The sequence below is a fragment of the Tolypothrix sp. PCC 7601 genome (assembly GCF_025677855.1).
In the GTDB taxonomy this organism is placed as follows: Bacteria; Cyanobacteriota; Cyanobacteriia; order Cyanobacteriales; family Nostocaceae; genus Aulosira; species Aulosira diplosiphon.
Map to the genome: position 1 here is coordinate 2,831,217 of NZ_CP064879.1, position 14,601 is coordinate 2,845,817.

The 14,601-nt window shown below is 41.8% G+C and carries 12 protein-coding genes; 4 read left to right on the forward strand and 8 right to left on the reverse strand.

Going from position 1 to position 14,601, the window contains the following annotated elements:
* Positions 1-128 precede the first annotated feature (128 nt).
* Entirely contained in the window at positions 129-1,751 is a 1,623-nt protein-coding gene (locus HG267_RS11815) for a CTP synthase (protein WP_045869145.1), read from the reverse strand.
* 204 nt (positions 1,752-1,955) lie between these two features.
* Between HG267_RS11815 and HG267_RS11820 the strand changes: the two genes are divergently transcribed.
* A complete protein-coding gene (locus HG267_RS11820; protein ID WP_045869146.1) occupies positions 1,956-3,710 on the forward strand; it encodes an N-acetylmuramoyl-L-alanine amidase in 1,755 nt (584 codons plus the stop codon).
* Positions 3,711-4,003: 293 nt separating this feature from the next.
* Here HG267_RS11820 and HG267_RS11825 read toward each other — a convergent pair whose 3' ends face one another.
* Both HG267_RS11825 and HG267_RS11830 read right to left on the reverse strand, forming a co-directional pair.
* Positions 4,004-4,684, reverse strand: coding sequence for a PEP-CTERM sorting domain-containing protein (locus HG267_RS11825; protein WP_045869147.1), 681 nt, complete (start codon positions 4,682-4,684; stop codon positions 4,004-4,006).
* 460 nt (positions 4,685-5,144) lie between these two features.
* Positions 5,145-5,291 carry a ribbon-helix-helix protein, CopG family gene (locus HG267_RS11830; protein WP_045868487.1) on the reverse strand — a complete coding sequence of 49 codons (147 nt, stop codon included), beginning with the start codon at positions 5,289-5,291 and terminating at the stop codon, positions 5,145-5,147.
* A gap of 38 nt (positions 5,292-5,329) precedes the next feature.
* On the opposite strand from HG267_RS11830, the gene HG267_RS11835 reads away from it, so the two are divergent.
* Positions 5,330-6,451 (forward strand): RNA-guided endonuclease InsQ/TnpB family protein, encoded by a 1,122-nt coding sequence (locus HG267_RS11835; protein WP_045867859.1) that lies wholly within the window; start codon positions 5,330-5,332, stop codon positions 6,449-6,451.
* 281 nt (positions 6,452-6,732) lie between these two features.
* Here HG267_RS11835 and HG267_RS41905 read toward each other — a convergent pair whose 3' ends face one another.
* From HG267_RS41905 to HG267_RS11845, 3 genes are read right to left on the reverse strand one after another with little or no spacing between them, the layout of a single operon-like run.
* The gene (locus HG267_RS41905; protein ID WP_264265728.1) at positions 6,733-6,840 is read right to left on the reverse strand and encodes an Rpn family recombination-promoting nuclease/putative transposase; all 108 of its coding nucleotides are present in this window, start codon (positions 6,838-6,840) and stop codon (positions 6,733-6,735) included.
* Complete coding sequence (locus tag HG267_RS11840; protein WP_045869148.1) at positions 6,830-7,369, reverse strand: DUF2085 domain-containing protein; 540 nt, start codon at positions 7,367-7,369, stop codon at positions 6,830-6,832. Before HG267_RS11840 ends, HG267_RS41905 begins: the two co-directional genes overlap by 11 nt.
* 30 nt (positions 7,370-7,399) lie before the next feature.
* Positions 7,400-9,511 (reverse strand): TIGR00300 family protein, encoded by a 2,112-nt coding sequence (locus HG267_RS11845; RefSeq protein WP_045869149.1) that lies wholly within the window; start codon positions 9,509-9,511, stop codon positions 7,400-7,402.
* 325 nt (positions 9,512-9,836) lie between these two features.
* Here HG267_RS11845 and HG267_RS11850 point away from each other — a divergent pair, with 325 nt between their 5' ends.
* Both HG267_RS11850 and HG267_RS11855 read left to right on the forward strand, forming a co-directional pair.
* Positions 9,837-10,262 (forward strand): GNAT family N-acetyltransferase, encoded by a 426-nt coding sequence (locus tag HG267_RS11850; RefSeq protein ID WP_045869150.1) that lies wholly within the window; start codon positions 9,837-9,839, stop codon positions 10,260-10,262.
* Between the two features lie 518 nt (positions 10,263-10,780).
* The gene (locus HG267_RS11855) at positions 10,781-11,590 is read left to right on the forward strand and encodes a DUF2993 domain-containing protein (protein ID WP_045869151.1); all 810 of its coding nucleotides are present in this window, start codon (positions 10,781-10,783) and stop codon (positions 11,588-11,590) included.
* Between the two features lie 270 nt (positions 11,591-11,860).
* Here the strand turns inward: HG267_RS11855 and HG267_RS11860 are convergent, their stop codons facing one another.
* Positions 11,861-13,252 (reverse strand): UDP-glucose dehydrogenase family protein, encoded by a 1,392-nt coding sequence (locus HG267_RS11860; RefSeq protein WP_045869152.1) that lies wholly within the window; start codon positions 13,250-13,252, stop codon positions 11,861-11,863.
* Positions 13,253-13,402: 150 nt separating this feature from the next.
* Positions 13,403-14,353, reverse strand: a complete 951-nt coding sequence (locus HG267_RS11865; RefSeq protein WP_045869153.1) for a UDP-glucuronic acid decarboxylase family protein — start codon at positions 14,351-14,353, stop codon at positions 13,403-13,405.
* Between the last annotated feature and the right edge of the window lie 248 nt (positions 14,354-14,601).

Below are 14,601 nucleotides of genomic sequence, written 5' to 3' on the forward strand. Positions count from 1 at the left end.
AAGATGCTATTTTTTGCGAGTATAGCGATCGCTCTGGGCAAGAAGGCTAGAGTAGACTTTTCGTGCTGACAAAATAGAGAACAGTCTACACCATTAGCTGTTTAAGTTTTGACTTGCGTGTGGGGGAACTAGTGTTGTTGTACGAGTGGAGGAAGAGAATGGGCAATCGCTGCTTGGATGAATCCGTGGAATAAAGGATGGGGATTATTAGGACGTGATTGAAATTCTGGATGAAATTGGCAAGCCAGAAAGAATGGATGCTTGGATAATTCCACAATTTCTACTAAGCGTCCATCGGGAGAAGTACCACTAATCAGGTAACCTGACTCTAATAAAAGGTTACGGTAAGCATTGTTGAACTCATACCGATGGCGATGGCGTTCATAAATTACATCTTCTTGGTAGAGTTTAGAAGCTAGGGTATTGGGGAGAACATGACAGGGGTAAACACCCAAGCGCATTGTTCCGCCTAAATCAACTACATCATGTTGTTCTGGCAAAAGGTTAATGACTGGGGCACTAGTATAGGGGTTAAACTCGGCACTATTGGCATCTTTTAAGCCCTCAACGTTTCTCGCCCATTCAATTACAGCACATTGCATTCCCAAGCATAAACCTAAGAAAGGGACTTGGCGATCGCGGGCATATTTAATAGCGGCAATTTTTCCATCTACTCCGCGAATACCGAAACCTCCGGGTACAAGTACACCGTCAACACCTTCGAGATGCTTTTCGGCTGATTCGGTTTCTAAGGTTTCTGAGTTTACCCAACGCAGGCGCAGTCTGCCATAAGTGGATATAGCTGCGTGTTGTAATGCCTCTACTACTGAGATATATGCATCACCTAATCGTACGTATTTACCTACTATTGCAATTTCGATGTCGTATTTGGGGCTGTGCAGATGCTGGACTATATTTTGCCACTGTACGAGATTTGGTTCGCGGTTTTCCATCTGTAGCAAATCTAACACTTGCTCTGCCATGCCTTCTCGTTCTAGCATCAAAGGTACTTCATAGATACTTTTGGCATCTTGGGAAGTAATGACACATTCTTCAGCGACATCACAAAATTCGGATAATTTTTGTTTTAATCCTACAGGTAAGGGGCGATCGCAACGGCAAACTAAAATATCTGGTTGAATGCCAATAGATCTGAGTTCTTTAACCGAGTGCTGTGTCGGCTTGGTTTTCATTTCTCCAGCTGAGGCTATCCAAGGTAACAGAGTAACGTGCATATACAGCACATTCTGCCGTCCTACTTCCTTCCGAAACTGGCGAATTGCTTCTAAAAACGGTAGTGATTCAATATCCCCTACCGTACCGCCAATTTCTGTAATTACTACATCTGGATTTGTATTTTTGGCAACTTTTAAAATGCGGTCTTTAATTTCATTAGTGATGTGGGGTATCACCTGTACAGTGCCGCCATTATAGTCGCCGCGACGCTCTCTATTGATGACAGATTGGTAAATTGAGCCAGTAGTAACGCTGTTCAGCCGTGACATTGAGGTATCAGTGAAGCGTTCATAATGGCCTAAATCTAAATCTGTTTCTGCACCATCCTGGGTAACAAAAACTTCCCCATGCTGAAAGGGACTCATGGTACCTGGATCGACATTCAGATAGGGGTCAAGTTTAAGAATCGATACAGAATAATTGCGCGATTTGAGCAAACGCCCCAGACTTGCTGCTACAATGCCTTTGCCGATACTGGAAACTACGCCCCCAGTTACAAAGATAAACTTAGTCATAGTAATTTGAATTTCGAGCCACTTCTAAAAATACATCCCGTCATCTGAAGTATGAAGTGTAAAGTGTGAAGTATGAAATTTCAGCTGATCTTGGGTAAACCAAGGGCTAATACCCTTTAACCTTCATCCTTTAGTCTTTAAACCTTCATCCTTTCTTGGTCATTGTGCCACAGTCACTATCGTGAAATCTTCTGTGTTCTCGCTGTGAAAAAACTTGTACTACTAGTAATATTTAGCTTTCTTGTCACCTCCTCAATAGCCTTGGCAAACTCATCTCTCTTAGTAGTTTTTCCTCAGACAAACTACCAAACCAGTGCAGAAAAAATATTTTTTCTGGGTACTGCACCATCAAATAGTCAGGTTTTGATTAATGGTAAGGCAGTTACCCGCAGCAAAGCAGGCCATTTTGCTCCCAGTCTCCCCTTACAATTGGGAGATAACCTGTTTACTGTGCGTCACCAAAATCAAGAACTTCAGATTAAGGTGACAAGGCTTAGTACTCAGCCTGTTCTACCACAAGGTTTAGCCTTTGCCAAAGATTCTCTTACTCCAGCAGCCGACATTGCCAGACTACCAGGAGAATTGATTTGTTTTAGTGCTACCGCACCTTCAAACGCCAGTGTTACTGTCAACTTGGCTAATCAAACTATTGCCCTTGCACCCCAACCTAGTAAGGCACAACTCCCAAGTAATTTGGCTGCCTTAACAGGGCGAAATCAACCTGCTATTAAGTCTACCGTAGGAAACTACCAAGGTTGCACAACAATGGTAGCTGCAGCTGATTTGGGAACACCTGAGTTTCAGCTGGCGTTGGATGGTAAAACTATAACTCAGTTAGGTACTGGCAAAATTCAAATTCTTGCACCCACACAATTGCCAGTGATTCAAGTAACAGCAGACTCAGGCGTAGCTCGCACTGGCCCTAGTACTGACTATTCTAGACTCACACCACTACCAAAAGGAACACAAGCCGCAGTCACAGGGAAGGAAGGTGAATGGTTACGTCTAGATTATGGTGCTTGGATTAATGCTAAAGAAACCCAAGTTTTACCAGGTGCTATTTCACCACACACTATTATTCGGAGTGTAGGTTATCGAAAACTTCCCAGCGCCACAGAGATTGTGTTTCCGCTAGAAGTTCCCGTTCCTGTGAGTGTACAACAAAGCGATCGCTCTTTTGCCCTCACTCTTTACAATACAACCGCCCAAACAGATATTGTTCGCACGGATGATAATCCCCTCATTTCTCGCCTAGATTGGCGACAGGTGGCTTCCGGACAGGCACAATACACCTTTAATCTCAAAAAATCTCAACAGTGGGGATATCATCTGAGATATGAAGGTACAAGCTTGATTTTGACTTTGCGTCATCCGCCTATAATTAAAGACAAAACACGCAAACCCTTATCCGGTATCAGGATTTTACTAGATCCCGGACATGGGGGTAAAGAATCAGGTGCCAGTGGCCCAACTGGCTATTTAGAAAAAGATGTCAATTTGGTAGTATCCAAGCTGCTGCGCGACGAGTTGGTGAAGCGTGGGGCAACTGTAGTACTAACCAGAGAAGATGATCGCGATGTATCTTTAGGAGAACGGCAGGTAATTATTAGTAAAGAAGAACCTGCGATCGCTCTTTCCATTCATCACAACTCGCTACCCGATGATGGTGATGCCGAAAAGACTCAGGGATTTGGCACTTTTTGGTATAACACCCAATCGCATAGTTTAGCATTATTTTTGCATAACTATGTAGTCAAAAATCTTGGCAAACCTTCCTATGGGGTGTTTTGGAATAATTTGGCGCTCACACGTCCCACTGCTGCACCATCGGTTTTGCTGGAGTTAGGTTTTATGAGTAATCCTGAGGAATTTGAGCAGGTAGTGAACCCAGAACAACAGAAGAAAATGGCGAAAGTGCTAGCGGATGGGATTGTGGAGTGGTTTAAGAAAGCGCAGTAGACTTAGGGTTATTTTAGGTTCGTAGTTCTGATTTGATTCAAAAAAATCTTTAAGCCTCTCTCCTACCAGGAAAGAGGCTTACTACAGAGGTCATATCTGATTCCCAAATCCGCTTCAATAACCCTTTTTTATCGAACCGCAAAGACACAAAGAACGCAAAGAAAAGACGAGTAAGAAGATAAAGGGGTAAAGAAGCCAGATTTGGTATTATTTATCGAACTCACGTACAATTAATAAAAGTCTGGAAAAATTAGGGTTTTAAATTTTCATCTAGCAAGAGTGCTTAAACAGAACTAAGCAGCAAACTTTCTGTTGTAGGCTAAAGCTAAACCAACCAGTGCAATACCTAATAGTGTCCCTGGTTCTGGAATTTTTTCTAAGCGAACATTATCGATGTAAGAACCGTAGGTATCGAGAGAATCATTCTTGACATCATAGTTAAATAGCAAGCGAGACAAATTACTATTGGCAACAATATCAGCCGTATACTCCAACCATTGTGTTTGCGTACCACCTTTACCACCGGAAATAGTCTGGTTGAGTACGTTACCAAACAGAACAGTAAAGTTATTTTCCGTTGCTTCTGTATTAGGGCGCGGTGAATAGAAAAATGATAGGCGATATTTACTACCAATTTCGGTAGCAATATCCTGAAAAATGCCAATTTTGTCCTGATTTGTATAGTAATGGCTATCCAATTCTGTCAGTTGTTTCCCATCTTGAGCTGTTCCTGCTGCTCCCCTTTGAATTTCAATTTTGCCACCTTCAGTAGCTTTCCAACCTAAAATCTCGTCGTATGTTTTCCAGCCACCGTCGTTGATGTCTGTACCACCAGTCAGTAAGGTTTGTTCAAAGCTACCATTAACCACCAAATTGCTAGCGGTAGCAGGCTTAACTTGGCTAACACTCAAAACTGAACAAAAAACAACGCTAGCAATTGATAGCTTCTGAAGACCAGCAGGAATAAATTTCATATCGATACCAGGGGCTAAATAAAAGTCTAGTCATGTAGAAAGAAAATTCGGCTATTTATTGTCTGCAACTGTTTTTTCTCCTACGTTCATTAACCTAGCACTGCTATAAGTAAATCAGAATAGCCCTAAAGTATATTTTATGACATTTTTATGCAAATACTAGTAAGAATAAAAGCTTTACTAAGCGCATAAAACCTTGATTTTATCTATAATTAGCTAATGATTATGCCATTGAAATTACGTAAGTGATTATGCTGTTATATGACAATTAGAAACATGAATATCAAAATAATGAGTAAGTGTAAGACGCATCAAAGGTTGAATATTTGGTTCATGAGTGCGAACTTAGACATTCTCCCAAGTTGGCGATCGCCTGTATATTGTATTTTTTGATATAAGTAACGATTAAGTGTGATTATTTAGGCTTGATTTTACTATCCTATTTACCAAAAAATTGGGTCTAAAGCCCCGTGCTTCTAGCACGGCTTTTCTTCAACTTCCGGATCATCTCTCTAAGTACGTCATTTTGAGTGCGATCTGTTTCTTCGCAGTATTTCAAAAGCGTTTCATACTCTTCATTAGAGCATCGAACTGTTAATTTCTTCATGCCGTCATATTGCCGTCGTTTTATGGTATAATACTAGCATGAAAACACTGAAGTTTAAATTGTACGAACACAAAAGGAATAGACACCTCAAGCGCACAATCAACGCTGCTGGAGTGATTTATAACCATTGCATTGCTCTACATAAAAGGTATTACCGGATGTTTGGCAAGCATTTAAACTGTGCAAAACTTCAGGCTCATATCGCCAAATTAAGAAAGCGTAATTCTTTTTGGCAATCAGTAGGTTCTCAAGCAGCACAAGATATTTGTCAACGCATTGAGAAAGCTTACCAATTGTTTTTCAAACACAATAACAAAGGAGTAAGACCACCAGGATTTAAGAAGGTCAAGAAATACAAATCGTTCACCCTTAAGCAGGCAGGTTATAAGTTTTTGGGTGGAAATAGGGTAAAAATTGGTAGTCGAGTTTACCAGTTTTGGAAGTCCAGAGAAATTGAGGGAACAGTCAAAACCCTAACTATTAAACGCACCCCGTTAGGTGAGTTATTTATGGTTTTGGTTGTTGATGAGGGTAGCTCAGAAGTTGAAGTTAAGACGGGTAAAATCGCTGGCTTTGATTTTGGGTTAAAGACATTCCTCACTTGCTCAGACGGCACTAAAATTGAATCGCCCCAATTTTTCAAGCAATCCCTAAGCGCCATTAAAAAAGCAAGTTCGCGGCATTCCAAAAAGCTAAAAGGCTCATCTAACAGAGAACGAGCCAGAAAGAATTTAGTACGCAAGCATGAAGATATTTCCAACCGTCGGCGTGATTGGTTCTGGAAATTAGCTCATGAGCTAACAGATAGGTTCGATATTCTCTGTTTTGAGACTTTAAATCTCAAAGGAATGCAACGTCTTTGGGGCAGGCAAATATCAGACTTAGCGTTTGGTGAGTTTCTGCAAATCCTAGAATGGGTTGCCAAGAAGAAGAATAAACTGGTTGTCTTTATCGACCAGTGGTATCCAAGTAGCAAGACATGCTCTAATTGTAAACATATTCTAGAAAGTCTTGATTTGTCAGTTAGAGAGTGGCGTTGTCCTTCCTGTCAGTCAGTTAATGGAAGAGACGAAAACGCTAGTCGCAATATTTGTGCAGTCGGGGCATCGACTGTTGGCTTAGGTGATGTCAGACTGGCTACGCCAGCAATCGCTGTCTGAAGCTAGAATCCCCATGCCTTCAGGCTGGGGAGTATGTCAAGGTTAGTACGAATCAGAACGGCAAGCATTTAAAAGTCATTGAGAAAGGACAAGTACCTGCTTACGGTAATGCAGGGTTAGTCACTTCTGAAGAATCAGGCTACGATTTGAAATCTCAAGTTTTAGGTAAAGGTAGCGATTCCTGCGACGGACTGCACCAACGTCGATTTCACGCAGAATTTATTGATGGTAAGCTATTCTGCTTTTAAGTTGCACAATCCATCGCCAGGGCTGTTTAATTTCTACTGAGGTAAATGTAGACTGCAAACTGTTGCAAGTTCGCCTATAAGTTCAAAAAAGATGCCGGGGAAGTTTTGAAATAATTGATAAAAAATAGAGTCAATTTTCATCAGATAAAAGCCGCCCGTGCAAAATTGGCATAGTAAATAATCCCCACGCCAAACCTGTAATTAAGCCAAAAGGCGTGACAATATAATTATTAAAATTCCACAATTCAAGAACTTGCGCTGCTAATTCCAAGGGATAAGCCATCATCAACACGCTGGCTAAGGCTACGCCACTCCAACCATACTGACTTAACCAGTAAAAACCTTTACCACCAGTTACACCATACAATAAGCGCGTTATGAATAAACCTGTGACGGTGCCGTAACAACGCATACATACAGCCATGATATAAGGTGGTGCTAAATCTAACCCCATATCCGGTTGCGGGCAAACATGGTCGCCCATGAAATAAATAATATTGGCTATTTCTGGTAATAAAAATGTCCCAGAGGCAGCAAGAAAGGGAGCAGCTAGCGGGCCGATTACCATACCCGCTAGCATAAAATCAGCGATTGCGCGGAGCGCAGCGCCAAAGGCGATCGCACTGACCCAATTAATTTGCAACTCTCTTTTGAAAGCTACTCTCATCATTCCCTTTCTTAGTTTTTGCGAGGTTTTCTCTTAACCTACCACTGCCCGATAAGGACTTGTCAACTTATCAAGCTGCTGAGTTAAGAGACTGAGGAATAATCCTACATCTGTTACCACACCCACAGATTCTATAGAACCGCGATCGCTTAACTTGGTGACCACAGCTGGATTAATATCCACACAGACCATTTTCACGCCCGCAGGTGTCATGTTTCCTACACCAATAGAGTGCAGCATACTAGACAGCATTAAAATCATTTCCGCACCTTCCAGGTGTTTGGCGTATTCTTGCTGTGCTTTAATCAAATCCATTTGGGTATCAGGTAAAGGCCCATCATCCCGAATCGATCCAGCGAGTACGAACGGTACATGATTTTGTACACATTCATACATTACCCCACTCTTAATTGCCCCCGCCTCTACAGCCTTGGCAATGCTTCCATAGCGGCGAACGCTATTAATAACTTTCAAGTGATGGCGGTGTCCACCCCGAACGGCGACACCCCGCTTCATATCAACGCCGAGGGATGTACCCATGATATTTTGCTCAATGTCATGGACTGCGATCGCATTTCCGCCCAAGAGTGCTTGCACGTAGCTTTCCCGAATTAGCCGCGATAGATGTTCGCCACCGCCAGTATGAATTACAACTGGGCCAGCTGTGACAACTACTTTACCGCCAGCATCCCGAATTTTACGTAATTCCCATGCTACTTGCTCTACAACTAATTCCACACGGCGTTCGCTGGAAACACCGGCGGACATAAAGCTAAATTCTTGAGCATTGCGCTGTTCCCGCGATTCTGTTTTGCGGATGGTGCGGATACCTTGGACATCGACTACAACTTGTTCGCCTACCTCTAAATCACGTAATATTTTACACTTGGCAACATACCCATTAGCAGATTGAGTAATAGCGATCGCGCCATCCATGCGCTGATTTTGTACCTTTACCCATTCACCATGAATCCGCACTTCTGTGGGATAAATTGTACTCACATAGAAGTCATCGGGTGCGACACCTGCTTGCACCACAGGTTCTAGTTTGGCATCTCGTTCGTCTTGAGGTAAGTCTACAGCACCTAAATCAATCAGCTGAGAAATAATCTCTTCCATCACCTCATGGGATGGTGCTGAAACTTTTACTTCAGCAGCTGAGGTACTTTGGCGCTGTTCGCCCAAGTTGAAATTCAACACTTGGAAGCTTCCGCCTGTATCAACAATCAAGTCCAAAGCACGGTTAATCAAGCCAGAATCCAGCAAGTGACCTTCTAGGCGAATAATCCGACTTTCTACAGAAACATTCGCATGAATTTCTGCTCTAACTGGTTCTGTTACTCGCAGGGTAAGACATTTCGCCGCACCACCAGCTTTAAGAAATTCTTTTAGCGGTGTTTCAATGATTTGGAAACCAACATTCACCAGGCGTGCTTTCAAAGCATCACTCGCCTTGTTCATGATCACGATGCTGTCCACATTCACCGCATTACAAGCGAAATTCACCGCGTCAGCTTCTTCAATGGCGATGCGCTTTTCTGCTGCTACTCGCATTTCAATTAAGCGGTTGGAGTAGGAATCAAACGCACCAGGATAATAAAGTAAATAACCATTGGCTAAAGGACAGAAACAGGTATCTAAATGATAAAAACGCTCATCAATGAGCCGTAGGGATAATACTTCAATATCCAGCCACTTCGCTAAGTATGGGTGAGAATCTAATTCTGAACGGAAGCCGTAACCCGCCCATAACCAGCGTCCTTCTCGGTCTAAAAGTGCATCCCCTGCGCCTTCAAAGGGCAAATCTTTAGGTAATATATGCACTGTGTAACCGTTGGCTTCAAACCATTTTTGGAAGTAAGGCTCTTCTCCCTGACGTTCTTTGTGTAAAAAGCGACTCAGAACTACGTTATCCCCCAAGACTAAACCAGCGTTGGCGGTAAATACCATATCAGGCCAGCCTTTTTCTGGTGGTACTAAATCGACAACGGCGTGTTCTTTCAAGACATGGTAGAGTTTTTGCCACTGTTCCACAGCGCGATCGCGCGATGATTTGTGAATGTTCCCTTCCATCCAGGGATTAATCACATAGTCCACATCGTAGTGGTCAGGAGCGCACATCAAAAAGCGAATCGGGGAAGTCATAAAAAATATTACAAGCGTTGAGATGCTACAAGCCTTATTAGATACAGAGTATCACTGTATCATTTTGTCAAATTTGCTACGAAACGTCTTTATTCTGCTAGTTTAAAACAGCACATAACTTTGCTTCCATTGTATTATCCCAAGGGATACACTGCGTTAAAAGCAATCAATAATTGGGTTAAAAAAACCCAAGGTTGTGTCATTGTAGCGCTATTTGGTTCTAGTAAATCAGTATTAGCAATATCTACTTTTTGTAAAGAATAGTAATGCTATACAGAATTGATCAAATACTTTATTTAAAGTTATTTAGCTTTGTGAAATTAAGATGGCGGACTTAAAATTTACAGTTGAGGAGAATCCGACACCAGAGGATATTCGTACTGTTATTAACAAGCTTGTTGAATATAATAGCGATCGCCTAATAGAAAAAGATGTATACCAACCTCTTGCTGTCTTGATTCGAGACAAGGAAAACGAAATTTTTGGGGGTTTAGTTGGTAAAACACAATGGGGGTGGCTGTTTATCTCTTACCTGTGGGTAGCAGAGACGCTGCGAGGTCAAGGATATGGGAAACAACTCATACTGAAAGCAGAGGAAGTTGCTAAACAGCGTGGTTGTAATTACGCTTACCTCGATACATTTAGTTTCCAATCTCTTGGTTTTTATGAACACCTTAGCTACCAGAAGTTTGGTATTCTGGAGAACTTTCCGCCAGGACATAAACGATATTTTTTAAAGAAAGAAATTTAGTTGAATATAACCTGCAAATTTCACTATAGATACTCAGCCAGCGCCTATAGGATTCATATTTGATTTCTGAACTAGACGTAGGGTGTGTTGTCGCGTAGCGCAACGCACCAAAGCTGAGAATACGGTGCGTTACACTTCGTGATAACGCACCCTACATATACTTAGATTTTTCAATAATCAAATCGGATTCCTATATAAGTATTACTATTCCTTATAGTAGTGGTCTAAAAAAACTAATTTGATGTATTAATAAAAACTTATTTTATTGCCAGCATCATCAGTTAAATTTAATTAATATAGCATTTACGATGTATCAGACTGCTAAAATTACACTTGTACTCCATCTAGTGTCATAAAAATCTCCTTTTCGCAGAGAATTTAGTAATATCTAATACATTTAGCTGCTAACCATCAGTTATTCTACTCCTGCCCATCAGGACAATTTATCAGGGGATCGCTTGCTGTATTCTTCACAGTTTGTTACAAAAGTACAAAGAACTTCTAGAGAGCCAAAACTCATGTTCGGCGGACTTACTGGTTTAACAGATTCTAAAGGCACAGACTGGGGAGAGCGGATGCTCAACACAGTCGCTAGCCAAACGATTCGCCACCTGTTTACCCAAAGCGAGTCAGTAGAAGTCTTTGTGCGCTGCTATCCCTCCAGCAAACTGTTGCAAGGCAGCATTGATAGTTTCAAGATGAGTGGACGTGGCTTAGTCATCCGGAGAGATTTCGCAGTCGAGGAGATGTCTTTTGAAACGGATGCAGTTGCCATAGACTTTGGCTCAGTTTTAAGTGGTAAATTAACTCTTAAGCAACCTACCCAGGCGATCGCCCAAGTAATATTATCAGAAGCAGGTATTAATCAAGCTTTTAATGCCGAACTGGTTAAAAAACGTTTAGTCAACCTGACTGTCCCTAGCTTGACGGCGTTATCTGGGGGTAAACCAGTTTCTTTCCCAGAGATTCAGGTACAACTGTTACCAGAGAATCGCCTGCGAATTTTAGCAAAAGCAGATTTAGATAATGGCGAACTCGTACCCCTAAATATGACTGTCAGCTTGGCTGTAGAACGGCGGCGACGAGTTTCCTTCAAAGATCCTCAATTTGAACTTGATTTGGTACCAGAAGCGCAAAGGGAAATATCGCAAACTTTAAGCATAGCACTGGTGGAAATTTTAGATAATATGGTCGATTTGGATCGCTTTGACCTGGATGGGGTAAAAATGCGACTGAATCGTTTAGAAACTGAAGGTCAAAAGTTAATCTTCAGTGGATATGCTGAGATTGAGCGTATACCTAATACCTCGCAACAGGCCAAGGGCTAGAGGCTAGAGACTACTATTTAGGACTTACGCAAAAGTAACGGAATTACGTCATTACGAGCGTAGCGACGTAATCCCCTAAAATTATGAGATTGCTTCCCTACACTACGTTTCGGTCGCAAGGACAAATTTTGCTTGCTTAAGTCCTGCTATTGTTAACACGAACGAGGTTCGATAACACAGGGTTGCATAACATCATAGGTACACAAAAACGCAGAGGTAATAACAAGCCTCTGCGTCTTTGTGTAGGATTTAATTTCGATTTCTAATCTTCTATCTGCCAACACCTACATATTGGAAACCTGCTCTGACCATTGTTTCTGGGTCAAGGAAGTTACGTCCATCGATAATCACAGGGTGATTCATCAGTTGAGCCATTTTCACATAGTCAAGATTGCTAAATTGTTGCCATTCAGTTACAAGTACTAAAGCATCACAACCGTCGGCTAGTCTTTCAGCATCAGTTTCGACTAGTACGCCAGAAAGCCCATGACGTAGACCTGTTTGCGAAACAATGGGGTCGTAGGCTTTAACTTTGGCTCCCAATCTGTTCAGCTGCTCAATTAAGTTGAGTGCTGGCGCGTCGCGTAAATCGTCGGTATCTGGCTTAAATGTAAGACCAAGTAGACCTACTGTTTTACCTTTGAGAATTTTGAGGACTTGTTGCAGTTTCTCTAAAGCAATCAGCCGTTGGCGTTCGTTGACGCTAACGGCTGATTTGAGTAATTGTGCTTCATAACCATAGTCATCAGCAGTATGAATTAGCGCGGCTACGTCTTTGGGGAAACAGGAACCACCCCAACCGATACCAGCCTGTAAAAACTTGTTACCAATCCGGGAGTCTAAACCGATACCTTTTGCTACTTGGGTAACATCAGCACCAACGCGATCGCAGATGTTAGCAACTTCGTTAATAAAACTAATTTTAGTTGCTAAAAAGGCATTAGCAGCATATTTAATCATTTCTGCTGAACTTAGATCTGTTACCAGCACAGATACTGGTGGTAAAGATTTATCCTCAGCAAACTGCCGCTCTACAATTGGAGCATACAGGTCTTTCATTAAGCCTACTGCTCTTTGGCTATTACCGCCTAGAACAATGCGATCGGGGTTAAAGGTATCGTAAACCGCTGAACCTTCGCGCAAGAACTCTGGATTGCTGACTACATCAAAATGAGATGCAATCTCTGGCAATTTATCTTCAGTTGCAACGCCACCTGCTGTTACGAGGGTTTTTTGACGTTCAGCAATGCCATCCAAAACAATCATCCGTACCCAGTCACCTGAGCCAATGGGCACTGTAGATTTATTAACGATTACTTTATAACCACCGTTGAGATGACTGCCGATACCACGAGCTACAGCCTCAACGTAACGTGTATCACTTTCACCATTTGGTAAAGGTGGTGTTCCCACTGCAATAAAGAGAATTTCTCCGTGAGCTACACCTGCAGCCAAATCTGTAGTAAATTCAATTTTTCCGGCTTGAATTGCAGATTGCATAATTTCCGAGAGTCCCGGCTCGAAAATTGGGGACTGCCCAGACTTCATTAATTTAACTTTTTCTTCATTATTATCTACACAGATGACATCGTGACCGATGTGAGCCAAGCAAGCACCTGTAACTAAACCAACGTAACCAGTACCAATGACGCAAACACGCATTATTTTGAACTCCTCGTTGTTTTTGTTGTTCCCATTAGCTCAGAAGTTTTCCGCGCAAACTTGTATGGGGGGTGGAAAACCTTACCACAATAGTACGGGCTACAAATAAACTCAGCCTGCACGAAAGTTCAGAGCGATACTCGGTGCTAATCAGGAGACTGACGCTTTGTTCTCCTTGTTCAGCCGATTGCGAAAATCTTCTATTGTCAGTTTTAACCCTTGTTGTAATGGAACGGTAGGTTCCCAATTTAACAAGGTTTTTGCTTTTGTAATATCTGGACGGCGGCGACGCGGATCGTCTGAGGGTAGTGGTTCAAACTTAATTTTGGCTTCGGGATTAATCAGGTTTTGTACGGCTTCTGCCAATTCTAAGATGGTGTATTCATCAGGATTTCCCAGATTTACAGGCCCCACATAGTCGCTATTCATCAATCTGATAAATCCTTCTACCAGATCAGAGACATAGCAAAAACTACGGGTTTGGGAACCGTCGCCATAGACTGTTAAAGGTTCGCCCCGTAAAGCTTGCACTATAAAGTTGCTCACTACCCGCCCATCGTTTTCTAACATCCGCGGGCCATAAGTATTAAAAATACGTACAACTCGAATATCAACTTTATTTTGTCTGTAGTAGTCGAATGCTAGAGTTTCAGCAATGCGTTTACCTTCGTCGTAGCAGGAACGTATGCCAATAGGATTGACGCTACCTCTATACTCTTCGGTTTGGGGATGAACTTCTGGATCGCCGTAAACTTCACTGGTGGAAGCTAAGAAAAATCTTGCTTTGACACGTTTAGCCAAACCCAGCATATTGAGCGTTCCCATCACATTTGTTTTCACAGTTTTGACGGGGTTGTACTGGTAATGTACCGGCGAAGCAGGACAAGCCAAATGATAAATCTGATCTACTTCCAACCTAATGGGTTCAGTAATGTCATGGCGGATCAGTTCAAAATAAGGATTATCCAGCCATTTAATTATATTGTCCTTATTGCCTGTATAAAAGTTATCCAAGCAAAGAATCTCATGCCCATCACCTATTAGTCGGTCGATGAGATGGGAACCAATAAACCCTGCACCGCCCGTTACTAAAATTCTCATAATTTACCAATGTCAGTACAAGTATTGTCAGTTGTTATTTTACGTATTTTTTATTACGCAATTTATGTAAAAAGTCTAAAAGGGTATGACTTTTCTAACTTAGGGTTTTAAAATTTACCCGTATTTTTACGCTTGTAATTTTATTACATTAAGTTTCTTTTTTTATACAATTACATTAGCAAAATAACAAACATAGTCTCAAGATTGGAGCGTCAAATTCGAGAATTCATCAAATCTTTAACAATATT